This window comes from Bacillus sp. FSL R5-0397 (assembly GCF_038593395.1).
GTDB lineage: Bacteria > Bacillota > Bacilli > Bacillales > Bacillaceae > Bacillus > Bacillus altitudinis.
Window position 1 is genome coordinate 814109 of sequence record NZ_CP151992.1, and the last position, 26515, is coordinate 840623.

A 26515-nucleotide genomic window follows, 5' to 3' on the forward strand; every position below is an offset into this window, starting at 1 on the left:
TTTGAATTATCCTTCTCTTATTTTACGCTGGAACAAAAGGGGACGATGACGAGTAAAGGAGTCAATCAAGCCCTCACCGAAAATCGTGATGCTTTGCTCCCAAGGATGTCCTAGTAAACCCCAGGTCATCTCTTTTGATAAAAAGAAATAGTAATCCCCATTTGGGAGCACAGGAACTCTCCATTCTCCAAATTCATCTTTTTCAAATGAGCCGTATGGTGTGATCCAATAGCATTCGTGCTGCCAATCAAGTACCTGCATATATTCGTCCGTTCCGGTGATATTCTCCTGAAAAGACAGCAGTGCCTTCTTTTCAAGGTCTTCATCCGCACTTAGGAGAGAAGGGTCCTCGAAATAAGCAGAGATATCATATGTGATGTAAGGAGATGGTGCTTGAAAACCGGGAAAGCGAGAGATGCTTGGGTTAAATTTAAACTTTTGATCAAATGTTTTCCATGCGTACTTTAGTTCTTTGTCTGTCAGTGGAATCCAGTTTTCCATAGTATCTCCCTTTCAAGCACTTCTCTCAAAAAACTATTTAAAAATCCTAAACCATCCTTTATGTTTAAACCACAAAAGCATCCCTGAGACAAGCAAACCCATGAAAATCAGTACGCCAAAATAGCCATATTTCCAGTGTAATTCAGGCATGTTATCAAAGTTCATACCATACACCCCAACAATAAAGGTCAGTGGAATAAAAATCGTCGAGACAATGGTCAGTGTCATCATGATGGCATTCATTCGATTGGAATTTAGTGTTTGATAGCTGTCTCGTAAATCGGCTGTCATATCACGGTTTGACTCAACGATTTCTGTTAGTTTCAATAGATGATCATAAATATCATTAAAATATGCTTGCCGGTTTGCATCGCTTTTCATCATATTCGTGTTCACAATTCGATATAAGAGGTCCCTCATCGGGATAATGGTTCTGCGTAGTTTGAGCAAATCGGATCGAATACCGAATACTTCGTTCATTAATGTACCATACGTTTTATGCCCTTCTTCATCCTCGATTTCATTGAGCCTGTCCTCAATTTGATAAATAATAGGAAAATAATCATCGACGAGCTGGTCAATCAGCATATAAGCCATATGCTCTGGACCGCTCTTTCGTGCTTTATCAGACCCTTTGAGCTTTCGAATGACTCGATCAATGTAGGGTGCTTCCTTCAAATGAAAAGTAACGATATAGTTTTCTCCAACAAACAGGTCGACTTCTTCAGATCGAAGTGTTTTTTGATTGAGGGCATGAAGGACGAAAAATAAATACCCTTCATAAAAATCAAGCTTCGGCCGCTGTAAATAATGGAAGCAGTCTTCAATCGCAAGCGGATGGAACTGAAAAAATTCCTTTAACAGTGCTGCTTCCTTTTCCGTTGGCGCATAAAAATCAATCCAATACCAGGCAATATCGGGGCTTGAAAGCTGCTGCAATGTTGCATGTTCAATCAAGTCGCCGTTTTTTGTCACTGCAAGTTTTTTCAGCATATGCACCCCTCCAGACTTGCATTATATCATGAAGCACCGGCGGTGAACTTATACGTTTTCACCATAAAAAAGCCGATCTCATCGCTGAGATCGGTCCAATGTGCGTGTATGATTGATGGATAAAGCGAGAATTAAGGACGACGGAAGTTGACGAAACCACCGTTACGGTCGAACCAACCTCTAAATGCCCAGTTGATATAACCGCCATCACCTTTGTTTGTGAAAGATCCATTTTCAAATACCCAAACTCCGTACGTAATGCTTCCGTATTTAACAGTAGCAAACGTTTTAACACCGTTGAAACGAGTCTCATAGCCTTGGCTTAAGTTAAAGACCATGACATTGTATTTTGCGCCAGCAGCATAGAAAGCAGACTCCATTAATCCTTTGACAAAGCCTTCACGGTTCGTGTTAGCATTTGCAGCATTAATTAATGCATTGGCAATTCCAAGTACGTCAAAGTTAATGTTAACATTTGTCGCATTTGTTGAAGCTTTACCTTCAGCAGCTTTGTTTAACACAGTTTGCTGAATAGTTGTTGAAACTGGAGCAGTTTTTTGCTCAGCAGCGTCAGCGAATACTGGTAGTGTCGAAGAAACAGCAGTGGCAAGGGCAACAGAAAGAATTGTTTTTTTCATTGGTCGGATCTCCTTTGTTTTTAAATTTTGGGTCTTCTTTTAGTAAAACGTGAAACTAGGTGAAGCCGGTTATCAATGAGGTAAATATGTTCCTGCAAGATGAAACAAATGATTGCCTAATCCGCTAATTCCTTTGTTCACCTCCTTGATATGTCATAATTATACAAATATTTTTGAAATAGAAGATATCACCCATAGGTTCTATTTCTAATTTAAGGAAAATGATCCTAAAATGTTGAAGATTGCTGTCGAATTTTAGCTGAATTCGACTAAAAATTTTCATCTATCCAAAAGGAGAATGACCATAAATAAGGAAGATATAACTGATAAATTCTTGTACTCTTTATATTTAAAAGTATTCAATATAGAGAATCATTCATGCAAAGTGAAACAATCACATCTGCGTGTGTTGGCAGAAAGGAAGAGGAAAAACATGTGGGAAAAACACCTATTGGTTGAACCGCCCTATCACTTCGATCAAGTGCTGAGACGTTTGTCGAGCGATCCATTAAAGGCGGTCGATCTGGATAAAAGAGAAATCAAAGTACCGATGAGGCTGAATCATAAACCGTACGTTGCAGTCGTTCAAGCGACAGGAACAAAAGAAGCGCCTTCGTTCCGGATACAGGCTAACGGGCCGGAGGAAGCGATCCTTTCTGAGGTGAAGCGGATATTTGGCATGGAGCATCAATTACACGCCGTGCATAACCATTTTGCTCAAACAAATCTTGCGCCCATTTTTGAACGTCATATCGGAACGCCGCTTATGCTGGATTTCCATCTATATCATTGCTTGATGAAATGCATCATTCATCAGCAGCTAAATCTTGCATTTGCTTATGAGCTGACGAAACGGTTTGTTCATACGTATGGTGAGCAAATCGACGGCGTCTGGTTTGACCCTTTACCGGATACCATTGCATCACTTGAAACCGACGATTTGAGAAAACTGCAATTCAGTCAGCGAAAAGCGGAATATGTGATTGATGTCTCAAAGCGAATAGTGAGTGGCTCTCTGAATTTAGAAGAATTACACGACTTAACGGATATTGAAATTGAAGAACGTCTGCTTCCGATTAGAGGGATTGGACCTTGGACGGTTCAAAATGTCCTCATGAATGGACTTGGAAGACCAAATCTCTTTCCAATGGCAGATATCGGGATTCAAAATGCGATCAAACGTCACTTTGACCTGCCAGAAAAGCCAACAAAAGAAGAGATGGCAGTTTTAAGCAAGGAGTGGGCACCTTATTTAAGCTACGCCTCCCTTTATTTATGGAGAAGTATAGAGACAGATAAATAATTGAAAGGCATTTTCTCTCTTCGTCCAAGTCGTGATATACTATTCAGATGGAATAAAATGAGGACAACCGATAAAGGTTTAAATAGAACGGAGAGAATAAACGTGAAAGAAAAACAGCAAGGAGCCCTTCTGCAAAAGGGGCAGCAGTTCCCGCTTACCATTAAACGCCTTGGCATTAATGGGGAAGGGGTCGGTTATTTTAAAAAGCAAGTGGTCTTTGTCCCAGGTGCACTTCCAGGTGAGGAAGTAGTAGTTGAAGCAACGAATGTTCAAGCGAAATATGCAGAAGGTACGGTGAGGAAAGTCCGCAAGCGCTCAGAACATCGAGTGAAACCGCCGTGCCCAGTATACGAAGAGTGCGGAGGCTGTCAGCTTCAGCATTTGGCATACGAGCAGCAGTTAAAGGAAAAACGCGATATTGTCATTCAATCAATGGAGCGTCATACAAAGCTGTCGGTTGAAAAGATCGACATTAGACCAACAATCGGTATGGAAGATCCATGGCACTACCGGAATAAAAGTCAGTTCCAAGTCGGAAGATCACATAGCGGCGACATCATCGCAGGGCTTTATGGGCTGAATTCCCATAAACTTGTCCCGATCAAGGAATGTATCGTCCAGCATCCGAAAACGAATAAAACAACAGGCGTCGTCCGCAAAATTTTAGAGAAATTCGGCGTATCTGTCTACAACGAGCGGACAAGAAAAGGCGACGTGCGCTCGATTGTTGTGCGTGTCGGCTTTGAAACAGGTGAAGTACAAGTCGTCCTTGTCACATCAAAGCCTGAGTTTCCAAAGAAAAAAGAAATCGCCGAAGCCATTCAAAAACGTCTGCCAGAAGTGACGTCTATTATGCACAATATCAATGGCGAAAAAACGTCAGTCATCTTTGGACATAAAACATCGCTCCTAGCTGGCAACATGGTCATCCAAGAATTTTTAGGAGACGTCTCCTTTGAATTGAGTGCACGGGCTTTCTTCCAATTGAATCCGAAGCAGACATTAAAGCTTTACGACGAAGCGAAAAAAGCGGCCAAACTGACTGGCAAAGAAAAGGTAGTCGATGCGTATTGCGGCGTTGGAACCATTGGAATGTGGCTCTCAGATGGAGCAAAAGAAGTAAGAGGTATGGATGTCATCAAAGAATCAATTGATGACGCGAAGAAAAATGCCAAAAAACACGGCATGAAAAACGCAACTTATGTGACAGGCACAGCCGAACACTGGCTGCCAAAATGGGTCAAAGAAGGCTTCCGTCCCGATGTTATCGTCGTCGATCCGCCAAGAACAGGCTGCGAACGCACTTTCCTAGACACCGTCAAACAAGTCAAACCAAAACGCTTTGTCTACGTCTCTTGCAACCCATCTACACTAGCAAAAGACCTCGAATACATGTCAAAAGACTACAAGATCGAATACATGCAACCAGTGGATATGTTTCCGCATACGGCGCATGTGGAGTGTGTGTCCTTGATGTCAAGGGTAGAGAAATAGAACTATACAAAACACTTATAAATAAAGGATTTTCGAGATTGGGAAACATTCTGTCGGTTGCGGGGTGGGTGCTCCTAGTCACGGAAATCCTTGTTTTTATTTATTGGAGAAACATATCGACTGAAGAAATGGGGGAAGGGTTGATAGGATTGAAGGGATAATTTTGTGAGGTGTTGAGATAGGACGGATGTAAAAAATAACAAAAGTCTAACCATAATGGGGTTCAAAATGGAATTGAAATAATTATTATTTAATATAAACAATATCTATCATCGATTATTCTTATCTATTACCATCTATTTCAATTAAATAGTGTGATTTTATATTAAAATATTTATATTAATTGTTTTTTTATGTTATAATTGCTTGTTAATAATTATTATCACCAGTTTGATGTCCGAGGTGAATGAGATGAATGAAAAATGGTCAAACCTTGAGGAAATTTCAGAGTATTTAGGGGTTACAAAAGATACAATCCGAAATTGGATAAAAAAAACAGATATCCCTGCTCGTAAAATTGGACGACAGTGGAAGTTTAAACTTTCAGAAGTTGATGAATGGGTCAAGAGTGGAAAAAGCGCGATAGAATAAGTTTTGGAAGGAAGAGTTTTATGGCAGAAATACGCTTATACAACGGTGATTGTATCGAAACGATGAATCAATTAGAAGATGCAACTGTTGATTTGATAATAACCGATCCCCCATATAATTTAGGAAATTTTATGAAAAATAGAGATACTAATCTTGTGAAAATGAGAGAAAATTTTTTTGGAGCAGCTGGTTGGGATGACCTTAATTTTGGTGATTGGCAAAAATCAATGGACGACCTTTTTAAGGAGTCTTCTAGGGTGTTAAAAAAAGGTGGTTCAATGATTGTTTTCATGGCAATTATTAAAGTTGAAACGTTGATCAGGCTTGCAGAAAAAAGTGGTTTTTATTATAAGACTACTGGAGTTTGGCATAAGTTAAATCCAATGCCACGAAATATGAACCTCCATTTTGTCAATTCAACTGAAGCATGGTTATACTTCACTTATAAGACACGTACAGGTACATTTAATAATGAAGGTCGCTTAATACATGATTTTATAGAAACATCGATTACACCAAATGGGGAGAAAAAGTATGGTAAGCACCCTACTCAAAAGCCAGAACAATTAATGGAACATTTTGTGGAAATTTTATCTATTGAGGGTGATACTGTTTTGGATCCATTTATGGGTAGCGGAACAACGGGAGTAGCAGCGAAAAGACATAATAGAAATTTTATTGGAATTGAGTTAGATAAAAATTATTTTAATGCTGCATCTAAGCGTATCGAGGAGGTGCCAAATGAAGCCTAAAGTAATCGATTTATTTGCTGGTGTTGGAGGAATGTCTTTGGGATTTGAACAAATAGGGTTTGATGTAGTATTTGCAAATGAGTATGATTTCTCAATAGCAGATGCCTATAAAATAAACCATCCTAATACGGATATGTTAGTGGCTGATATAACAACTTTAGATTTTGAAAAAACATTTTCAAGGTATTTTGAGGAAATAGATGTCATTATTGGAGGGCCACCATGTCAAGGGTTTTCGCAGAAGGGTCAGAGAAAAACAATTCATGATGAACGTAATTTCCTTTTTAAATCTTTTGTGAGAGTTGTTGAGAAAGTACGTCCAAAGTATTTTGTAATGGAAAATGTCCCTAATTTACTTACCGCAGAACGCGGGTATTTTAAGAATGAACTAGAGAAACTCTTTAATGATATGGGGTACGAATTAAACATGGGAGTGTTAAATGCATCAGATTATGGAGTGCCACAAAATAGAAGACGTGCGATAATTATTGGTAAGCAAGGAGATGTTGCTCCTCCACTTCCAACACCACAAGAAGGTAAAGTAACAATCTGGGATGCGATAAGTGATTTATCCTACTTGATTTCTGGTGAGGGATCTGAAAAACAAGAATATAGGAACCCACCACAAAGTTCTTACCAAGAAACTTTGAGAAAAGAATCGACTATTTTATATAATCATGTCGCAACTAATCATTCTGCTTTAGCTTTAGAAAGGTTGTCATTAATTCCACCAAATAGTGGAAAGGAAGTTCTTCCAGAAGAGCACTTAACAAAATCTATTTATAGTGGTACATGGACCCGTATGAGAAAAGATGAAATATCTGTTACTATTACGACGCGATTTGATACACCATCATCAGGAAAGTTTACACATCCTTTTTTGAATCGTGCAATTACTGTTCGTGAAGCGGCACGCATACAGTCTTTCCCAGACTCTTTTCATTTTGTTGGCACTAAAGGATCTCAAATGAAACAGGTAGGAAATGCTGTTCCACCTTTATTAGCTAAAGCCATTGCTCAGGAAATTATGAAGGATATAGAAGTCTATAAGGAGGATACAACATATGCAAAGGCCTGAAAACATGGAGATTTATGAAGATATAGATTTAAAACTTGGCATTAAGTCATCTTTGCCCAACGTTAAAGCGACACTTGCCCTTTTTATTTTGATTTGGAAAAGTGAAGGACGTCCGGCAGAAGTAAAGTATTCGGTTCAAGATGGTGATTCAATCCGTATCTCGGATGAACTCATGAATCAGCTTGTTGCATACGCTTCACCAGTGTATAGTGGTCATGGCATTTCAGATGAACTATTCCGCAGAACGGTGGGTAACAATCAATTATTAAAATCACAAATGGAAGCTCTTATTGTAGCGTTTGAACTGTATTGGAAATTGGGGAAAATTGTTTTTCAGGATAATACTAAGCCTGTTAGTTCTGAGAGAACAGGCGGTGTGAGATATCCAAAAGAGATACATTTTACTACGAATATGGATATTATTGATGTCGCTATGGTTGTGGCAGAGGAGAAATATAAGGAAGTTTTGCTTAATTGGTTGGGATTGAATGTTGCCACAAGTGAACGTGAAGACAAATTACTTAAATCTGTGTTAACTGCTTTGTCAGAAACAGCAGTATTTAAACTGGATGATAGGGGTCAAGGTGTAATTTTTAATCAAGATAGCATCTATCGTAAACTCTTAACTACCACCGCAACTGTAGACATTAATGGTGATAAAGAAGCCAAGGGTTCATTACGAGTTCTAAAAACCTCACTAAATGATGGAACTAATCCATATTTGAACTATTCGCGTGGAACAGTTACTTCTACAAACGATCCAGATCTAAACCTTGCTGATTATCAAAAACGTGTTTCTACATTCTTGTCTCTAAGTACTACAAAAATTGTAGGAATTGACGAGTATGAAGAAGTGCAGAGTGGGGCAGATGAGACACATGAATCCAATGATGACTATCTTGCTGATTCTTCTAGTGCTGAATTATTAAAATTTAGAACGGGATATCAAAATAATGATTTCCACCATAATAGAATTATCTTTGGTGCTCCAGGAACAGGTAAAAGTTATACTTTAAATCGAGATAAGGATTCTTTACTTAAAAATGGTGGCAAGTACGAGCGTGTGACTTTCCATCCTGACTATTCTTATGCTAACTTTGTGGGAACTTACAAGCCTACGATGGTGGATTCAGTAAAAAATCTTATCGGAAGCGAAGATGAGAGGGCTATTTTAACTGTTCTATTGGATGATAAAACGGCTCAAGAAAAATATGATTTGCTATGTAACAAATTTAAAGATGGCTCTGATACTAGTGGTAATAATAGCGTTGAACGAAATCATGGTCATGCGATTAGGCAATATGTAAATCTGATTTCAAATAAAAACCCTGCTAGCGAAATTACATATGAATACGTTCCTGGCCCATTTATGAGGACGTATGTTAAAGCACTTAAAAATGCTCAGTCAGATAATCCTAAGCCATATTTATTAATTGTTGAAGAAATTAACAGAGCGAATGTTGCAGCTGTATTTGGTGATATATTTCAGTTGTTAGACCGTGATGATGATAATGTTAGTGAATATGCTATTCAAACATCTGAGGATGTTAAAAAATATCTTGCTAAAGAATTAGGTGGTAAGCCAAAAGAGTATTCTGAAATCAAAATCCCAGATAATATGTTTATATGGGCAACTATGAATAGTGCTGACCAAGGCGTATTCCCGATGGATACTGCATTCAAACGTAGGTGGGACTTCACTTATTTAGGTATTGATGATAGTGAAGAAAAAATTGTAGGTAAAACTGTTGAACTGGGTAAAGGTGCAAATAAGAGAATCGTTGAGTGGAATGAATTGCGTAAGGCAATAAATACTGAACTTCTTTCATATAAAGTGAATGAGGATAAGTTGATTGGCCCTTATTTTCTGTCAAAAAAAATCGTTCCTGAAACTGAGCCTATTAATCCAACAAAGTTTATCGCCGCATTTAAGAGCAAAGTTATTATGTATTTATTTGATGACGCAGCAAAACAGAAACGCCAGACTCTTTTTGATGGATGCAATGACAAGACAAAATACTCTTCGATTTGCAAAGAATTTGAGGATAAGGGTGTATTTATCTTTGCCAAAAATATTAGTAATAAATTCCCTGCTACTACTCCTATAATTACAGAGGACGGCGCAGAATGATATCGAAGTTTGTCCGAGAACAGAAAAGATACAATCAAACTGAATTACAGGGCATCTTTCAATGCTCGGAAGAAAAAACCGTAGGTATTATTAAGCGTTTGAAAGAGTTTGGTGTTCTAAAGGCTGTAAAAGCAACGGATAATCAAAAAAATATGTCAGATCTTTTGGACGAAGATATTGAAGTTGTAGATGTAGAGATTGGTGAAAGGGAATATCTTTATGTGTTTACTTTCGTTGGAGTAATAACTGTTTGGGGTATTGTATTAAAATGCTATCCTAAATATATCTTAACTAATAACGAGCCTTTACCAGAGTTAAAAAAAATAATAAAAGTTCTTGAAAAGTATAATGCCAAGGAGCAAATTATTCGTATGTATAATGATAACAGTGAGAGCAGTGCTTTCAACTTGCTTGCTGTTATGATTTTCTTGCTAAATGACTACTACGAAAATGGTGCATATAAGAATACAAAAAATATAATTGAAACTAATGGTTCTGGTGAAATACTGTGGGACAAGACGATAAATGAGACCTTTACTTACCTCAGTAATAATCGACCATATTACACAGAACTGTTTACACAAAAACGTATTAATGATGATTTTGATTACTTTAAAAGACTTCATGGATCTATTGTAAGTATTTGCTCTAGAGAACTACAAGATGCAGATTTGTTGGATTTGTTTGATATATTACCGATTGAAGTGTCTGATGAAGAACTAAGTGACTTTGGAGAAACAGACTATATACTTTACCGCATACAAAATGAATTGAATTTGCAGTTTAATACAAGAAAGCAGATATTACTAAAGACATTATATGCCTATGTTGCACATAGTAGTGCTCTTGCAGAAATTGATTGTTTCACTATGTTTGGTACAAACAGTTTTAATCTAGTATGGGAAAAAGTATGTGCAGAAGTACTAGACAATCAATTACAAACTCCACTCGGTTCACTGTCTATCACTTTAACTGACGGATACAATCCTTATGATCTGCTCATTTCACTAATAGAAAAGCCAAAGTGGAATGGTTATAAGCATGATGGTTCTGAGTTTCAAAAGGCTGCTAGGGAAACCCTCGTTCCAGACCTTGTGTCAATCCATAAGAAGAATAACTCACATCAGTTCATTATATTTGATGCTAAGTATTATAATATTCAACTTGCGCATGGCAAAGAACTACGGGGACAACCCGGAATTGGCGATATTACAAAGCAGTACCTATATCAGTTGGCATTTAAAAAATTTGTTAATGATCATGGAATTCAAGATGTTAAAAATTGCTTTCTGTTTCCAACTGAACAACATAGCATTATTAATAAGGGATACGTCAATATAGAAATGTTAGATGCTCTCGGGTTACAGAATATACAAATAAGACAGTTGCCCGCAGAATTGATATACTCGTACTATTTAGCAAATGAAAAAATGAGCATAGGTTTACTTCATTTATAAAGGATATGTGGGGAGTATGGCAGGAAATCGTTCATTTAAAGAAAATATGGAAGAAAGATTCTATAATAAAATGTTTGCTGTCATAAATTTAGAGAAGTTGTATCGATGGTAAGACTAGGTAAATAAAGGCCTTTTTATGATTCGAAATAGATTTAGTTAGATAAAAAATAGCCCATGACTTTACTATAGAGTTGTGGGTTTTTACTATAGGTCTTATTGAGAAATGGAGAGGATTAGGATGAATGAATTCGACCTTCTAACAAAATATATACCGTTGCTTCGAAGAGAGCGGCTTGGTGAATGGGTAATAGATAAAGAAAATGATGGAACAGCGGAACACCCGATTCAGATGCCCTTTGTGAATTATTCCGAAACGGTCCGTCGTTTTATCGAGGATGTCTATACCTTTGCAGAACAACATCAAGAAATGGAGCTTACCCGCTACAGTGAGATCCTCAAAGAAAATGGCATTGAGGGTGGAACGAACGATATGGAGAATGTTGACATCTCAAATGTAAATGCGCAGTGTGTACTGGCTCTCATCATGGGGGTTCTGAGAGCTGAACGATTTTGCGAGGGGGTCATACTCGATGTCTTTACAAACGGAACTATTGTCAAGTGGCTTGAAAGATTGGAACGTTTGGAGTAAGAGAGACTAGTTTTCGGGGTGATCAAATGAAAAACAAAACAGATGTAGCCCACATGTTTCCTCCTATGAAAATAGAAGAAATTGATCATATTTTATTATATGATCTTGATGCAATAAAAATGGAAAAAGAAGATGAACGTATAAAATTCATTTTACAAGATCCCTATTGTCCTGATAAACATCATATTCACAGTGTGTATGTCATCTATAAAAGGTCTATACTCAATTTACTTGAAGGTAGGCTTCGTTCTATTCATAGTCATGAATTCATGACTGCTAAGAAAAAGGATCGAACGATTTCTATAGAAGATATAGAATATGTATTAGAGATCGCTACAGTTGTGGTTCTTGCAAGTGAAAATAATGGAATATTGACGAATTATTTTTATAGTGGAGTCGGACAAAGGTTAGATTGTATTTTTAATCTATGCTTAGGTTATTCAACAGATTTACAAAAGAAAGAACATAAAGTAAGTTTGCAACGATTTATGGATGATATAAAGATTGTTGAAGAGATGGGATTGTTAGAAAAAATAGTAGGATAATGAGCAAAACCTAGATTTTAGAGAAATCTAGGTTTTTTCGTGCTTTTGAAAAATTTAATCAACTTCTTGTTGACCTTCCCCTTAACTGAAAGGTTTATACTGTGATCAGATCAACAAATCGGAGGAGATGCAGGATGTTCAAGATCGGCGATTTTTCTATGTTAAGTAAAGTGCCTGTCAAAACCTTAAGATATTATGACCAAATTGATTTATTAAAGCCTCAGCAGATCGATCAAGATTCGGGATACCGTTATTACTCAGCTGAGCAGTTACTTGAGGTCAATCGAATTTTTCTCTATAAGGAATTAGGCTTTACGTTAAAGCAAATGGGGCAGCTTCTTCGTGAAGATATCTCAGTAGAGCAAATTCAGGGCATGTTTCTCTTGAAAGAGAGTGAGATTCAGCAATTGATCGAGAGAGAACAACAGAAATTAGCCCGTATTAAGGAGCGGATGCATCTCATCAAACGAGAGGGGTGTGTTGAAAAAGAACAGGAGGTCATCATCAAATCTGTTGAAAGCAAACGCATCATGTCTATTCAATCCAACGGAACTGTTGAAGAAATCCCTTCATTCTTTCAAATGTTTCATCATTTATTACATAAACATCAACAAGAATTGATCTCGGGACCACAAGTAGTGCTATGGAGAGAATCACTGGAGAAAGAAAGTGAGTTCGAATTTGAGGTGGGGTATTCCGTCAAATCGTTAAGGTGCTCTCTTCCTCAGGGAATGACAATTCGCACGTTACCTGCAGAAGACACCATGGCAACACTCTTATTTCATTCACATTCTCCATCCGCCCAAACTGCTTGTGTTGACCTGGCGACATGGATCGAACATAACGGATACCGCGTGAAAGATGATCAGCCGGGCCGAGAAATCTATTACCCATTGTCAGAAAATGAAGAAGGCAGACTCATTGAAATTCAAATTCCTATTAAAAATGAAATCAAATCGTAAACATGGCCCAAAGGAGAAACGTCACGATGAAGAATAAAACCGTTGTCTATTTACTTGCTTTAGCAGCTTTTTTAATCGGAACGATCGAATACATCATTACTGGCATTATTCAAATGGTCGCACATGATTTACATGTCACAACGTCTACTGCTGGCTTATTAGTCACATCTTTAGCACTTTCGGCCGCAATCGGTGCACCGATTGTCATCGCACTAACCATCAATATGGACCGCAGAAAAATATTAACATGGACGCTGATCATTTTTATTTTAAGTAACTTCATCACAAGTATCAGCCATTCGTTTGAAATGGTCATGATCACAAGAGTTTTACAAGGAATCAGTGGGGTAACGGCGATTGTAGTGGCGATGGCGGTTGCAACTCGTCTTGTAGAACGGGAAAAAAGAGGAACAGCGATTGGCATCATTTTAATGGGATTAAGCAGCTCCTTGGTTTTAGGCGTTCCAATCGGGACATTTCTAAGCAGTATGATCGGATGGAAAGCATTATTCGCAGCCATTGGAGTGATCACGCTTATTCCGCTGATTGTGGTGTATAGGCGGATCCCTTATATGAAAGAGCAAGAACCGGTGACGCTTCGTATGCAATTATCGATTTTAAAAGACAAGCGTATATTACTTGCAGTGGCAGTCACGTTATTCTATGTAGGGGGATATTCCACGTTATTTACCTATTTAACGCCCTTCCTGCAAAAATCAGCCAACCTAAGCATCACAGAAATCAGTGGCATTTTATTACTAGCGGGAATATGCAGCTTTTTGGGGTCAAGCCTTGGAGGGATGGCAGCAGATAAAAAAGGACCAATCTTCACGATTTTTTCTGGCATCACTTTGCAAATCATGATGCTCATGCTACTAGCATTTGTCACAGGGAATCTCATGGTCATGGTGGCTGTTATCATGATATGGATGATCGCTACATGGAGTACATCACCAGCGCAGCAGCTATATCTTGTAACCCTTGTTCCGAAATCTCCTGATATCGCATTAAGTGTCAATACATCATTTATTCAATTCGGATTTGCTTTAGGATCGGGTTTAGGGGGGATTGTATTGAGCAGGACATCTATATTGTACCTGAGCTGGATCAGTGCTGGAACGGTTCTTCTCGCTTTACTCATGACCATCTTGATGGTGGCGTTTGACAGAATCTCTCAGCAGAAGAGTTTGAAGGTGATCGAACAAGGAAGGTAACTTAAATTCAATTTTGTATGGAAGGGACTACTTATTTCGGGTAGTTCCTTTTTAATTTGAAGAATGCACCAGTAAAGTTGTTTATTTGATACAATAGGGGGCAATATCCAAAGATTGAAGGCATTCATATATTTCTTTTAAAAACGATGAATATCAAACAAAAGCACCACTAGACGAGGAGAGAAAATAAATGCAAATAAGCGAAGAGATCATCAATCGAAAAGGTGCTCGAAAGGGGACTGATATCCCTCATGACGTCTTGTTCCTTTTGAATCAGGGAAAAATAGAGAGTGTAAATTTAACTGAATGGCTGGCTGTCAATCATATGACGTTATTACGTCATGTTTTGCCATCCGTTGGTTTAGACCATCATTTAGACGGTTTAACATCTAAGATCACTCAACAAAAGGCTGAGTCTGGAATGAAGGCAATTCGTCTCATCGGTCAATTGTTAGATGAATGGCTACAGAAAGAGAATGGGGAAAAACAAGCGGAAGTGCTACAGGCATTTACTCACCATGTATCTGATAGCGTCCGTTGTTGGGCTGCTTATATGAACAAACACCGTTTATCAACTTTGGAAGAGAAATTGGTGTACATTCAGCCATTTGCAGCTGATCATCATTTTGGAGTTCGAGAAATTGCGTGGATGTCAGTGAGAGAAAGCCTAACGGATCAGCTCGATCAAAGTATAGAACATTTAACAGCATGGGCTAAAAGTAAAGATGAAAATATTCGCCGATTCTCAGTAGAAGCTATTCGCCCAAGAGGTGTTTGGACAAAGCATATGGAGTCATTAAAACAAGAGCCAATGAGGGCACAGCCTATTCTAGACTTGCTCAAATCTGATCCATCAACATATGTTCAAGATTCTGTAGGAAACTGGCTCAATGACGCTAGTAAAACACAACCAAATTGGGTCATAAACCTGTGTGAACAGTGGTTAAAAGATTCTGATACAAAAGCAACTAGGAGGATTGTCAAGAAAGCCAAAAGAACGATTGTGAAGGGTAATTTTTAAACACTAATATGAACTGATTAGACAGTTCATGAAAATGAGTAAGCAGTCAATTCAGCGGTTTGAGAATAGGATTAAACCCATAGAGGCAAGCGAAAAAGTAAAGGGAATTACTCTTTACTTTTTTCGTGTGTGAAAAACCAAATTCACAATAGAAAGGAAAAATATTGAAACATTTTTCCGATAAAAACGTAGTACAGATAGAGCGATTATCAAACCATTTAAACGGGGAGGAGTATAGTATGGAACAAGCTGCATTAAAAAAGATGCGACTAAAACAAATAGCTGCGTCTAATTTAATATTTGGCATCATGATGGTGATCTTTTTTATGATTATTCAAATTTCTGAAATACGATTTACACATTTCTTTTTTTGTTTAGGCATTCTAATGCTTTTTCAAGGTGTATTAGGCTTTATCAAAAAAGGAACAACAAAGTCTTTCATTCCTCTTTTCGAGCAGGTAGCTATTTATGAAAAGGAGAAACTGGGTAAAGAGTGGTACAAAGAAAAAAAGATGGAGAATATTTGGAAATTGATATTGAGTGGACTTATGTTCTTTCAGTCGTTTAATATTCAAAATATACCGAATCCATTCTTTGACATAGAACCTATTTTTCTCATTTTCTTCTTGGTTATTTCTTTAGCTCTTATCAATGTAAGTATGCTTTTTCGAATTAGAAAAATTGATCGATCTACTGAGAAACACGAATTAAAAGGTTATACAAAAGAGTCAAATATGATGGCAATGGCTTTAGGTTTCTTGACCATCATCATCCTATTCGGTTTTATCATTATTTTCGTCCTTCCATAAGATAATCACTTAACAGATTGAGGTGAAACAAATGAATGAAACTCTACAGCATCTAATAGATGATACAAGAAAGAAGTTCGGCTTAGATGATTATCGTTTAAAAAACTACGAGTATTACCGAAATGTGAATATGTTTAATGAAACAATTTATAAATTGTGTATGGAATGGTTTCCTCCACATGAAACGGAACCTGTGGACGAAGATTTAAACCCGGATGGCACAGCCGTGATAGAAGTGAATTTGAATACAGGAAAGGTTGAGAGTGCTGTTTTTGTCATGGGTAAAACATATGCAAAGGAGGGTGTATGCTTTGATAGCGCCCAGAATGACGCCATCAAATGGATTGAACAAGAAACAGGGTTGATATATGGAGAGCACTTTCACTTGCATAAGGAGGAAAAAGGGGAGCTTATTTTTGAAGAAAAAATTGCTGGTGTACCAGTGACCCCTTCGGGCATGATTGATGTGAAATGGGATGAACATGGACAACTCATTTACTTTGTTCGTCACGGCCCATTTGTCTCAATAAAAAAGCACAGGGCTGAAAAATATACGCTGCTCATTGAGAAGATTGAAAGCTTAGCCCTTCAGCAAGTGCAACGAATCGAATGGCCTTCCTTTGATCAGAATAAAATTCGTCCAATTTATGCGTTAGAAGAAGTGTATGTAAAGAATGATGGAACCGGAATCCTCCCGTTTGAAGGTACGATACAGGAACATCAATGTCTCAATATCAACCAAATCATCAAATGGGATGAACCAATAACTGAACCTTTTGTAAGAAAGGAATTAAATATTCAAGAAGACATCTCAGATGATCAAGCCTTTTCAATTGAACCCTCACCAGATACAATGCCAATAACAGAGGAAGAAAAAGATAAGTGTTTGAAAGCAGTTCAAAATTTGTTGAGTCAGGAATATCCTAACGACACCGGGAAATGGGTTTGCATTTCTCTTCATCGTGATCATTACATTCATGCAACAGTAAAAGCAAATAGACAAGAGAGAAGCTTGCTTACAGATAAAATCTTGATATTCATTGATGCCCTTACATTTGAAGCCGTTAATTACATAGATAGAAATGAAATGTTTAAGGAGTGTGGCATGTTGGATGAACTCCAACCCCCTGGTAAAATCACCATGACAAAACAAGAAGCCTTCGAAAAATTAAAAAATCGGTTAGAGCTGACCCCCATCTATGTATATGATTTTACAGAAAAGCAGTATGTCTTATGTGGAAAACTAGATTGTCATGATGGAGTGGATGCAGTGAGCGGGGAAGTCATTCCTTTACAGGATATTTGAATTGGCACTTTACGCTATTGAAAGAACAGTCAGTGCTGTTCTTTTTTTTGTCCCATCTCCCTCTTTTTTGCAGAAAAATGGAATTTTGTAGCAGGAAGTTGTCGTTTCATCACGAAAGAAAACAGGTAAGAATATGATCATAGGTCCATTGTTTGAATTCGTGGTGGAGTCAATGAGATGACATAGGAAACGTTATACATATTGAACATTCGTGACAGTACAGTCGATCTACAGTTCATGTCTAAAAAGTGAGTGATCATGTCTCAAGCCGTATGCGAAAATACGTGTACCGAGATCATATGATGAGTTGGTTCCGTTTGTTTTTAGGTGAGTTTGAAGCCAAGTTAGAAGAAAGTGAGGATATCTACCTTGAGTACATTGGAAGTGTTTCGTCAGTTTTTGGTTGACCATTATCCTGCGTTACAAGATGAGCTTTGGCTGAAAGATGTTGATACCCTTCGAATCTCTCCTATTCTTCATCCTTTTCTGAAAAGCAAGCTGCCAGATGGGATTGAAAAATTCACTTGTGTCCTATTCACACAGCAAACAGATCAAACCACTGCCCCGCTCAAAGTATACCTTCTATTAGATGAATATGAGCAATCGCTTTACGCCATTGATTTGATGAATGAACAAATCGTGCTTCATTAATACAGAACCAAAAAGCTGCTTGAGAATGTCTCAGCAGCTTTTTTTTATAATGAACATTAGTTTGTCATATCAACCAATCTTCGGTGTAAGTTGTCCAATTCTTTTTTTGTTGGAAAAGAGCTGATCAGCAGCGTAGATCGACCGAATTGAAGAGGAAGCTCAGTATCGGTCACAATCATATCAACCCCAAGTTGATCCATCGTGACATCATTTAACGTATTTTCTGGACTTGTAAAAATGTGAATGAGAGGAGGCACGCTTAATTTAATTAAATCAGCAATAAACAAACTATGATAATAACCTAATGTTGAAGTAACAAAAATGTTCAGCACGTTTCTCCGTTCCATCTCCAAATGAACAAGCCCTCTCCAAGAAGATGTAATGATACGAATCAATTCCCGTTCATTTTTCACAAAAGAAGCGAGGATATCGTCTGTTTTTAACTCTTGGATGATATGACTAATCCTCGAATAGAAGTAGGGAAACTGTTTTTTCACCTCTGATAAATAGCTCGATTTCTTTTTGAAAAGGAATCCATCTCTCACGGTAATTTCATTGGAATACACATAATATTGGAGAAGAACGAGTGTCATCACCTTACGATTTGCTATTTCTTGATGAAAAATCGACTCCAACTGGGTGATAAATGAATGAATGGCATCATAGAGGCGTGGTGTATGCGACTGAAAGAACGTCAATTTTTCTTCGACAGTTTCAATTGATTTAAAGTGTCCAATAGCTGGTTCGATCAATAGCAAAAAGACAAATTCATGATGATCCAGCGTCACATCAAATACGTCTTTGGCCATTCGGCAGATGTGCTCTTCCCATCTTCTAATTTGATCATAGATTCCTTTAGCCGTAGAGGTTTGTTTTTCTTCATTCATTGAGTATGTATATTTACGGCTGATTGTAAAACCTTTTCGCATTCGGTGAATGGAAACGCCGAGCCACAGGCAGTATTTATCTATCGCGACATCTGGTACATTGACTTCGAGCACCTGAAATAGTTCTTGTAATAAATGAACTGCGTCTTGTTTTTGAATATCATCAAATGGCCAAAGGCGGCTTCCATACACTTCAAACAAAAATTCAACAAAGAATTGACGAATCTCCTTCTCATTCCCATGAAACTGCATACTATCTGGACGTAACTCAATGTCATAGGATGTAAGGATCGAGTTGATTTTATGAATCGTGTTATACAGTGTGGATCTACTGATATTCAGCGTGTCCATCCATTCATAGAAAGATCTGTTTTCTTCGAAAAAAATGCCGTCAATCAATCGGATTTCAATCGTATCTTTTAAAATTTCTTTAATATAGTAGTCCACTCGAATTGTCTCGGTATAACAAATGGAAATGCCTTGTCTTGGCTTTATGTGGATTAACGGCTCTCCATTTTCTGTTTGGAACGATTTCATTTGTTCTAAATCGCTTTGAATCGCACGAACCGAGCCGATATTTTCATTCGATATCTCTTGAAGGCTCCACCACTTATTTTTGGATACAAGCAATTTTAAAATGTTTATCCATCTCTTTGATTTATTATCAATGAGCTCCATCAAACAACTAACTCCTTCCTTTGACTTGCCTCTATATATTATGAAGTTCAGATGAAGAACATTTGAGCTCAAAATAGGCATGAAATGATTGTAATGTTTTGCCTAAATCGTTTTGTCTTCACTTTTGACGATAAAAGAGAAAAAAATTAGACGAAAACAAATGTTATTCGCTGATTCTCCATATTTTTCTTTTAAAAGGTGATAAGTATGCCATGAATCCTATAAAAATGGATCATTTTGTTTATTTTTTTGCTGCTTAAACGGTAAATGTAAGAATAAAAAGCATCGGCTTTTTGATTACCATATGGAAGGGAGTAGAAGGAATGCGATCTATATGATGCTGAACTATCTCACCATACATACCATATGAGTCATGCTTGTTTTATATGAACGTTCTATATGTGAATACATGCTTATATATGCATGTACTAATCATTTGTTGTTCGTTCCAGTATAAATAGAAAAATTCACATGTCTTCTTTTCATGTTCCCTCTCACTATTCCCCATTGCTATAGACCCCTATCCAGCTACTATATCTACTACTCATGATGACCTTTCAAACTCATGATTCATCAACTCATTTTATTCATTGGGTCTTAAGGTGCAATTTTTAGAAAAATTTGATCAGAAGCGGAGTGATTGATCAGACAGTATACAAATGATTTTTTAATCGTTGTTGAAAAATAATTGTAGAAAAGGGTGGATGTATTGAAAAGAATATTGTCGGTGGCACTGATGACCATGTTAGTCATACAGTCTATTATATTAGGAATCTTGCCTTTAGCAGGGGCACAAGCTAAAGACATTCAAGAGAATATTTATGGGAATATTGAGTTTGCTGATAGCGAAGGAAACAAGTTATCAAGCATAGAAGATCAGCAAGTTAGAAAGGCCATTGTGCATTGGTCTATTAAAGGAATTGATCTCAAAAAGCAATATCCTTATATTCTCTCTCTTCCTTCAGTCATTCAGGTAGAGAAGGAGCAGAAAGAACTCATTACTGTCGATGACATACCTGTTGGTGAGTATACCGTTTCGAAACAAAATGAAGTGACGGTCACATTCAATGAGGATATTGAGCTTGATCCGAATTTAGAAGGATCTATAGATATTGACGTCACCAGTATAGCTGAGAAAAAAGAGAAAACAAAGCAAAACGAGCGTGAAGGAAATCTTTCAAAAGATAATTCAACCTCATCGGAGAAAGACAAAGCTGCTAACAATCAAGAAAATGTTCAAAAGACACAAAGCGATGAAGATGAGTTACTAAAAAACAAAGTGAACGTGTCTAAACGTGTAGGATTGCAAAGTGTCTCAAAACAAATGACGATCCAAGAAAATCTTCTCACTGATGCGCAATTGATATTTGAAGATCAAGAAGGAAATTCAGTAGAAAGGCCTGATATCAACTCACTGATTTCCATTAACTATAAGTGGGCCATCCCGAATGGTCATAACTATAATGGCGGCGATGAATTCCATTTCAAGGTTCCAGAGGAATTAGTCATTTATGAAAAAATCGATCGTCTCGAGATGAAATTTAATCAATCGACCATCGGTTATTTTTCTGTAGATGAAAGCGGAAATGCCTCCATCGAGTTCACAGATTTTATTAAACAATATTCAAATATCCAAGGAACACTTCAAGTATGGACACAATTAGATAAAAAAACAGTGATCACTGAAGAAAAAGAAGTGGTGATTACCCCGATTGAAGGCAAAGATACGATATCGATCCCGATTCAATACATTCCAAATGGTCCAAATGTCTCTAAAAAGGGAGAACCCAATCGATCTTACAATGCTGAAACCATTCAATGGACAGTCGATTTTAATATGGACTTAGATGATGTGAAACAAGCGAAACTGTTAGATCCGATTCAAGAAGGTCAAGCGTTAAAAAAAGATTCAATCAAGCTTTATCGTGTAGATACAAAGCTAAATGGTGAAACATCGCTTGGACAGCTGCTTGACGAAAACCACTACACAATCGGCCAAACAGCAGATGGTCAAGATTTCACGATTGAATTTAAAGATGACGTGCATCTCGCTTACCGTTTAATGTATGAAACGGACATTACGAATCAAGATCAGTCTGCGTTTCGTAATAAAGCGTCCCTTGTTTCTGCTGATAAAGTGATTAGTTCAGCAGAAGGAACAGTGAATGTGACAAGAGGCAGTCCTTTAAATAAAAAAGCCGCCCACTACGATCCAGTCACACAAACGATTACTTGGGAAATTCGGTATAACTATAACGAAAAAAAGCTGGCTCAAAAGGATGCTTTGATAGAAGACTTCTTTAACGGTACACAGGCGCTAATATCTGACTCAATTCAAGTCAAAGAAGTCACAATTGATCAGAACGGCAACGAAGCAGGAACAAAAGCATTTGAAAATTACGTGGTTCAACCTCAAAAAAAGGATGAACAAAACGGGTTTACCTTGCAATTCAATCAAGAAATTCAATCGGCTTATCTCATCACATATCAAACAAAAGCAACTGATCGAATTTTCGAAGCTGAAGAGATTATCAATACTGTGACAGCTGGCAAAGAGAGCAAACAAGCGAAGCAAAGAATTGATCAGCAAATCCTAACGAAAAACCACGGAACACCGAATTACAAGAACAAGACCATTCCATGGCATATCACCTTTAACAAAGATCAACAAACCATGAACAACGTGATATTAAAAGATACGTTTACAAACGAAGGATTGACGCTGCAAAAAGATAGTTTAAAAGTGACGACAGGTAATACAGTGCTTGAAGAAGGCACAGATTATCAAATCGTTGAACATGCAAATGGATTTGATATTCAATTTACGAAAGAAATCAAGACAGAACATACCATCACATATACAACGTCTTTTGATTATGAAAAAAGAGCAGATAAAGATCAAAAGAACCTGCGTAACCATGTAAAACTTGAATGGATAAATGAAGATGGCAAGGATTTGACGAAGGAAAATCAATCTGTCTTTACGCCTGACACATACACGCAGTCAAATGGATTCAAGAACGGAACATATGATGCAAAGAAAAAAGAGATCACATGGAATATTGGTGTGAACTATAATTTGAAACATCTAGAAGAGGCAAAAATCGAGGATTTCATTCAAGGAAATCAGCGTTTGCTTAAAGATTCAATTATCGTCTACTCGCTTGATTTACAAGGCGGGGAAAATGGTGCGGAAGAAAAAGAAGTATTAGCGAAAGAACATTATGACATCAAATTCCTTGAAAATGAAAAGGGAGAATCAGGCTTCGAAGTCATTTTCAAACATGCCATTGACTCCCCATACAAAATCACGTATCAAACAAGTGTTGAAGGAATGGATTTAGTACAGAAAACCTACGAAAATAAAGCGACCCTTTATGATGGAAAGACGAAAGAATCAGATGTGAATGCTGTGGTGTCTATTCCAAATGGAGGGAAATACACGAGCAAATCAGGAAATCAACAAGGGAAAGTCATTGATTGGAAACTGAATATCAACTTTGGTCAATCAACAGTCCAAGATGCGACGATTATAGACCATCCGAGCAGTAACCAAGCCATAATAGAAAACTCATTTCATCTCTATTCGACGACAATAGATGAAAAGGGGCAAGTGACAAAAGCAGAAGAGTTGGAAAAAGGGAAGGATTATGAATTAGACCTTGAATTCAACCCAGATTCTTTTCAAATCAAATTTAAAGAAGAAATCACGAGACCATATATTTTAGAATATCAATCTCTCATTTTAGACAAGGTGGGAAGTACACTTCAAAACGAAGTAACGTTTAGAGGTGAAAATGTAAAAGAAATCAAAAAGGAATCCGAAGCCTCAATTGTGGTCAAACGTACCGCTGGCATGGGAGATGGCACAGGAGCGATTGGCGCTTTAACCATTCATAAGGTAGATGCGAGTAGTGGAAAAGCGCTAAAAGGAGCAACCTTTTCACTGACAGATGCTGCGAGCGGTATCGTCATTGGAACAAAGACAACAGATGAAGAAGGAGCTCTTCGATTTGATCGTCTTCTGTATGGTGACTATATCGTGACAGAAGAGAAAGCACCTGATGGTTATTTGAAAACGAAGGAACCGATCAATGTCACGATTGATCAGCCTTACGAATCAGGAGATCAAACGAAAACAGGAAATAGCATGACGGTGCAAAACCAAGAAATCCGCCAGCATGTCAAGTTAACGAAAAAAGACAAAGAGACGGGTGAAGCATTAGAGAATGCAGAATTTGAACTGAAAAATGAATCTGGAGATACCGTCCAAACCGATTTGAAAACGGATGAAAAAGGAGAAATCCTTTTCAAACATCTTGAGCCAGGTTCCTATTATTTTGTTGAGACAAACGCACCAAAAGGCTATCAATTAAATCAGCAAAAATGGCCGTTCACCATTAAAGAAAATCAAACAGAAACAACGGTTGTCACCGCAGTAAATGACATCATCAAAGGCTCTGCAGAATTGAGCAAAATAGGTGAAGGCGGAGAGAGACTAGAAGGTGCACAGTTCAAGCTCTTAGATCAAGACGGACATGAGCTAAATGGTTCGCTTGTCACAGGAGAAAATGGCAAGATCACGATCAACGAACTAAGACCGGGTACGTATCAACTCATTGAAACGAAAGCACCCGATGGTTATGTATTAGATGAAACACCGATCACATTTGAAGTACCACTCGATCCAAAAGAACCAGTCATCATTTCACAAAAGAACCTCTATGAAACAAGTGCATTAGAAGTGTTGAAAGAAGGAGAAGATGGCAAGAAGCTTCAAGGTGTTCGCTTTGAAATCACGGATCAAAATGACAAAGTGGTACGTAAAGATTTGACAACAGATGAAGATGGAAAGCTTTTGGTCGACAACCTCAAACCGGGCAAATATCAGCTTGTGGAGACAGAGAGTATTGATGGTTACCAAAAGAAAAATAAACCTTATCCGTTTACCATCGAAATCGCACAAAAAAAACCGGCAGAGATCAAAGTGATCAATGATCTCAAAACTGGAGCTGTCCAGCTCACGAAGCTTGGTGAAAAGAATGAAGCGCTTGAAGGAGCAGAATTTAAGCTTGTAGATGCAAATGGAAAAGAGATAAAAACAGGTCTCGTCACAGATGAGAACGGGAAGATCATCGTCAACGATCTGAAACCTGGAACCTATCAGTTTGTTGAAACGAAGGCGCCATTCGGTCATGAGCTTGACGAAATACCTGTCACTTTTGCTATGCCATTTAACCCTGAGAAGCTGGTCAGTGTGACAAAAGAAAATAGCCGCACAACTGGCGGAGTGCTGTTACACAAAAAAGGTGAAGATGGGAAATCATTAGAAGGGGTTGTCTTTGATCTATCTGATGCCAAAGGAAAGATAGTGGCAGGAGGAGAAGGGATTACAACCAATCAGGATGGAAAGGTTACCTTCACAGGTCTAAAACCTGGAACCTATCAATTTGTTGAAAGAAAGAGTCTTGAAGGCTATGAATTGAGTACGAAACCACTTGTCTTTGAAGTTGAATTAGGTCAAAAAGAATTGATTCAAGTGGAGGCCATCAATCAGCTCAAGAAAGGTTCTGTAGAACTCACAAAAATAGGGGAAGAACAAGAAAGATTGAAAGGCGCAGAATTTACCTTGTTCAATGACGATGGTAAAGAATTGATGTCAGGTTTAACAACAAATGAAAAAGGCATCATCACTGTCAACGATTTGAAACCAGGCGCTTACCAATTGGTTGAAACGAAGGCTCCTTTTGGACATCAACTTGATGCAGAACCAGTAGACTTCAAGATTGATTTCAATCCAAATCAACTGGTGAAAGTGACAAAAGAAAATATCCGGACGACAAGTGCTGTGAAGCTTGAGAAAAAAGGGGAGGATGGTCAATTGCTCGCTGGCGTGACCTTTGACCTGATTGATGCGCACGGTCAGCGTGTGAAGAAAGACTTAAAGACAGACAAAAACGGTCAACTGACAGTCGATCAACTGAAGCCAGGAACCTACCAATTTGTCGAAACAGCAAGCATTGCCGGCTATGAATTGGATCAGAAACCTGTCTCATTTACGATTCGATTAGGGCAAGACAAACCAGCAAAAGTAGAAATGATCAACAAACTGACGCCGGGAGCAGTGGAACTGACCAAAGTAGATGCTGAAGGACACACGCTGAAAAACGCAGAGTTTGCTCTTCAGAGTAAAGACGGGAAAACGTTGAAGAAATCACTTGTAACGGATCAAAAAGGAAAGCTTCACATCAACGATCTAAAACCGGGAGAATATCAATTCGTTGAAACGAAAGCGCCTCACGGCTATGAATTAGATGATCAGCCGATCCGGTTTACGATTGAGAAAAATCAGCAGAAGCCTCTTCAATTAACAGCGAAGAATCACTTGATTTTAGGAAGTCTGCGTATCATAAAGGTAGACCAGCAGACAGATAGAACCTTAAAAGGTGCAGCCTTTGACATTCGTACAAAAGCTGGGAAAACGATAAAATCTGTGACAACAGGAAAAGACGGAGAAGCCATTGTTAAAGGGCTTAAACCTGGTGATTATACACTCACAGAGACGAAAGCTCCAAATGGTTATGTAGCGTTAAAAAAACCACTCGCTTTTACAATTCAAATGGGCGAAGTGGAGATCAAGACATTGATTGTAAAAAATGCTCCAATGAAGAATGAAGGGGACCACACGAATCCTCCAGCCTCAGATCAAGGGGATCAACATCCGCCTCATGACTCAAACGGTGAATTGCCAAAGACTGGAGAAGAATGGCTACGTTATTTGATGTATGCAGGGATTTTACTAGTAGTGTCTGGAACTGTTCTTCTTGTTGTCAGAAGAAGAATCATTCAGTAAAA

20 protein-coding genes are annotated in these 26515 nt (G+C 37.9%); 16 read left to right on the plus strand and 4 right to left on the minus strand.

Annotated elements, in window-relative coordinates; translation table 11 throughout:
- Window positions 1-6: 6 nt before the first annotated feature.
- The 3 genes from NSQ70_RS03965 to NSQ70_RS03975 all read right to left on the minus strand — a co-directional run bounded on the left by NSQ70_RS03965 (window position 7) and on the right by NSQ70_RS03975 (window position 2132).
- Window positions 7-501: a DUF2716 domain-containing protein gene (locus NSQ70_RS03965; protein WP_342502468.1), complete on the minus strand. Its 495-nt coding sequence runs from the start codon at window positions 499-501 to the stop codon at window positions 7-9.
- Between the two features lie 33 nt (window positions 502-534).
- Window positions 535-1494: a magnesium/cobalt transporter CorA gene (gene corA / locus NSQ70_RS03970; RefSeq protein WP_041506595.1), complete on the minus strand. Its 960-nt coding sequence runs from the start codon at window positions 1492-1494 to the stop codon at window positions 535-537.
- Window positions 1495-1625: 131 nt separating this feature from the next.
- Window positions 1626-2132, minus strand: coding sequence for a hypothetical protein (locus NSQ70_RS03975; protein ID WP_024720250.1), 507 nt, complete (start codon window positions 2130-2132; stop codon window positions 1626-1628).
- A 433-nt stretch (window positions 2133-2565) separates the two neighbouring features.
- On the opposite strand from NSQ70_RS03975, the gene NSQ70_RS03980 reads away from it, so the two are divergent.
- The 15 genes from NSQ70_RS03980 to NSQ70_RS04050 all read left to right on the plus strand — a co-directional run bounded on the left by NSQ70_RS03980 (window position 2566) and on the right by NSQ70_RS04050 (window position 18095).
- Window positions 2566-3435, plus strand: a complete 870-nt coding sequence (locus NSQ70_RS03980) for a DNA-3-methyladenine glycosylase (RefSeq protein ID WP_342502469.1) — start codon at window positions 2566-2568, stop codon at window positions 3433-3435.
- 96 nt (window positions 3436-3531) lie between these two features.
- Entirely contained in the window at window positions 3532-4929 is a 1398-nt protein-coding gene (gene rlmD, locus NSQ70_RS03985) for a 23S rRNA (uracil(1939)-C(5))-methyltransferase RlmD (RefSeq protein WP_342502584.1), read from the plus strand.
- Window positions 4930-5340: 411 nt separating this feature from the next.
- The gene (locus tag NSQ70_RS03990) at window positions 5341-5520 is read left to right on the plus strand and encodes a helix-turn-helix domain-containing protein (protein WP_236810294.1); all 180 of its coding nucleotides are present in this window, start codon (window positions 5341-5343) and stop codon (window positions 5518-5520) included.
- Window positions 5521-5540: 20 nt separating this feature from the next.
- Window positions 5541-6272 carry a site-specific DNA-methyltransferase gene (locus tag NSQ70_RS03995; protein WP_251185466.1) on the plus strand — a complete coding sequence of 244 codons (732 nt, stop codon included), beginning with the start codon at window positions 5541-5543 and terminating at the stop codon, window positions 6270-6272.
- Complete coding sequence (locus tag NSQ70_RS04000) at window positions 6262-7350, plus strand: DNA cytosine methyltransferase (RefSeq protein WP_251185467.1); 1089 nt, start codon at window positions 6262-6264, stop codon at window positions 7348-7350. Before NSQ70_RS03995 ends, NSQ70_RS04000 begins: the two co-directional genes overlap by 11 nt.
- Window positions 7337-9481 carry an AAA family ATPase gene (locus NSQ70_RS04005; protein ID WP_251185468.1) on the plus strand — a complete coding sequence of 715 codons (2145 nt, stop codon included), beginning with the start codon at window positions 7337-7339 and terminating at the stop codon, window positions 9479-9481. The genes NSQ70_RS04000 and NSQ70_RS04005 overlap by 14 nt, the downstream gene beginning before the upstream one ends.
- Window positions 9478-10938 (plus strand): LlaJI family restriction endonuclease, encoded by a 1461-nt coding sequence (locus tag NSQ70_RS04010; RefSeq protein ID WP_251185469.1) that lies wholly within the window; start codon window positions 9478-9480, stop codon window positions 10936-10938. Before NSQ70_RS04005 ends, NSQ70_RS04010 begins: the two co-directional genes overlap by 4 nt.
- Before the next feature lie 238 nt (window positions 10939-11176).
- Window positions 11177-11587, plus strand: a complete 411-nt coding sequence (locus tag NSQ70_RS04015) for a DUF6508 domain-containing protein (RefSeq protein ID WP_342502470.1) — start codon at window positions 11177-11179, stop codon at window positions 11585-11587.
- Window positions 11588-11613: 26 nt separating this feature from the next.
- Window positions 11614-12132 carry a hypothetical protein gene (locus NSQ70_RS04020; protein WP_284724988.1) on the plus strand — a complete coding sequence of 173 codons (519 nt, stop codon included), beginning with the start codon at window positions 11614-11616 and terminating at the stop codon, window positions 12130-12132.
- Between the two features lie 134 nt (window positions 12133-12266).
- On the plus strand, window positions 12267-13094 hold the full coding sequence (locus tag NSQ70_RS04025) for a MerR family transcriptional regulator (protein WP_039168000.1): 828 nt from the start codon (window positions 12267-12269) through the stop codon (window positions 13092-13094).
- A 26-nt stretch (window positions 13095-13120) separates the two neighbouring features.
- The gene (locus NSQ70_RS04030) at window positions 13121-14308 is read left to right on the plus strand and encodes an MFS transporter (RefSeq protein WP_342502471.1); all 1188 of its coding nucleotides are present in this window, start codon (window positions 13121-13123) and stop codon (window positions 14306-14308) included.
- A 190-nt stretch (window positions 14309-14498) separates the two neighbouring features.
- A complete protein-coding gene (locus NSQ70_RS04035; RefSeq protein WP_342502472.1) occupies window positions 14499-15329 on the plus strand; it encodes a DNA alkylation repair protein in 831 nt (276 codons plus the stop codon).
- A 239-nt stretch (window positions 15330-15568) separates the two neighbouring features.
- Window positions 15569-16138, plus strand: coding sequence for a hypothetical protein (locus NSQ70_RS04040; protein ID WP_342502473.1), 570 nt, complete (start codon window positions 15569-15571; stop codon window positions 16136-16138).
- Between the two features lie 31 nt (window positions 16139-16169).
- Complete coding sequence (locus NSQ70_RS04045) at window positions 16170-17444, plus strand: hypothetical protein (RefSeq protein ID WP_342502474.1); 1275 nt, start codon at window positions 16170-16172, stop codon at window positions 17442-17444.
- 369 nt (window positions 17445-17813) lie between these two features.
- Complete coding sequence (locus NSQ70_RS04050) at window positions 17814-18095, plus strand: hypothetical protein (protein WP_008341718.1); 282 nt, start codon at window positions 17814-17816, stop codon at window positions 18093-18095.
- Between the two features lie 56 nt (window positions 18096-18151).
- On the opposite strand, the gene NSQ70_RS04055 is transcribed toward NSQ70_RS04050, so the two are convergent.
- On the minus strand, window positions 18152-19660 hold the full coding sequence (locus NSQ70_RS04055) for a helix-turn-helix domain-containing protein (protein ID WP_342502475.1): 1509 nt from the start codon (window positions 19658-19660) through the stop codon (window positions 18152-18154).
- 700 nt (window positions 19661-20360) lie between these two features.
- On the opposite strand from NSQ70_RS04055, the gene NSQ70_RS04060 reads away from it, so the two are divergent.
- Window positions 20361-26513, plus strand: coding sequence for a SpaA isopeptide-forming pilin-related protein (locus NSQ70_RS04060; protein WP_342502476.1), 6153 nt, complete (start codon window positions 20361-20363; stop codon window positions 26511-26513).
- The last annotated feature ends 2 nt before the right edge of the window (window positions 26514-26515 follow it).

Bases quoted from the DNA above. Each gene is read 5' to 3' on its own strand.
- NSQ70_RS03965 (WP_342502468.1), bottom strand. From the start codon at position 501: ATGGAAAACTGGATTCCACTGACAGACAAAGAACTAAAGTACGCATGG.
- corA (WP_041506595.1), bottom strand. From the start codon at position 1,494: ATGCTGAAAAAACTTGCAGTGACAAAAAACGGCGACTTGATTGAACAT.
- NSQ70_RS03975 (WP_024720250.1), bottom strand. From the start codon at position 2,132: ATGAAAAAAACAATTCTTTCTGTTGCCCTTGCCACTGCTGTTTCTTCG.
- NSQ70_RS03980 (WP_342502469.1), top strand. From the start codon at position 2,566: ATGTGGGAAAAACACCTATTGGTTGAACCGCCCTATCACTTCGATCAA.
- NSQ70_RS03990 (WP_236810294.1), top strand. From the start codon at position 5,341: ATGAATGAAAAATGGTCAAACCTTGAGGAAATTTCAGAGTATTTAGGG.
- NSQ70_RS03995 (WP_251185466.1), top strand. From the start codon at position 5,541: ATGGCAGAAATACGCTTATACAACGGTGATTGTATCGAAACGATGAAT.
- NSQ70_RS04000 (WP_251185467.1), top strand. From the start codon at position 6,262: ATGAAGCCTAAAGTAATCGATTTATTTGCTGGTGTTGGAGGAATGTCT.
- NSQ70_RS04005 (WP_251185468.1), top strand. From the start codon at position 7,337: ATGCAAAGGCCTGAAAACATGGAGATTTATGAAGATATAGATTTAAAA.
- NSQ70_RS04010 (WP_251185469.1), top strand. From the start codon at position 9,478: ATGATATCGAAGTTTGTCCGAGAACAGAAAAGATACAATCAAACTGAA.
- NSQ70_RS04015 (WP_342502470.1), top strand. From the start codon at position 11,177: ATGAATGAATTCGACCTTCTAACAAAATATATACCGTTGCTTCGAAGA.
- NSQ70_RS04020 (WP_284724988.1), top strand. From the start codon at position 11,614: ATGAAAAACAAAACAGATGTAGCCCACATGTTTCCTCCTATGAAAATA.
- NSQ70_RS04025 (WP_039168000.1), top strand. From the start codon at position 12,267: ATGTTCAAGATCGGCGATTTTTCTATGTTAAGTAAAGTGCCTGTCAAA.
- NSQ70_RS04030 (WP_342502471.1), top strand. From the start codon at position 13,121: ATGAAGAATAAAACCGTTGTCTATTTACTTGCTTTAGCAGCTTTTTTA.
- NSQ70_RS04035 (WP_342502472.1), top strand. From the start codon at position 14,499: ATGCAAATAAGCGAAGAGATCATCAATCGAAAAGGTGCTCGAAAGGGG.
- NSQ70_RS04040 (WP_342502473.1), top strand. From the start codon at position 15,569: ATGGAACAAGCTGCATTAAAAAAGATGCGACTAAAACAAATAGCTGCG.
- NSQ70_RS04045 (WP_342502474.1), top strand. From the start codon at position 16,170: ATGAATGAAACTCTACAGCATCTAATAGATGATACAAGAAAGAAGTTC.
- NSQ70_RS04055 (WP_342502475.1), bottom strand. From the start codon at position 19,660: ATGGAGCTCATTGATAATAAATCAAAGAGATGGATAAACATTTTAAAA.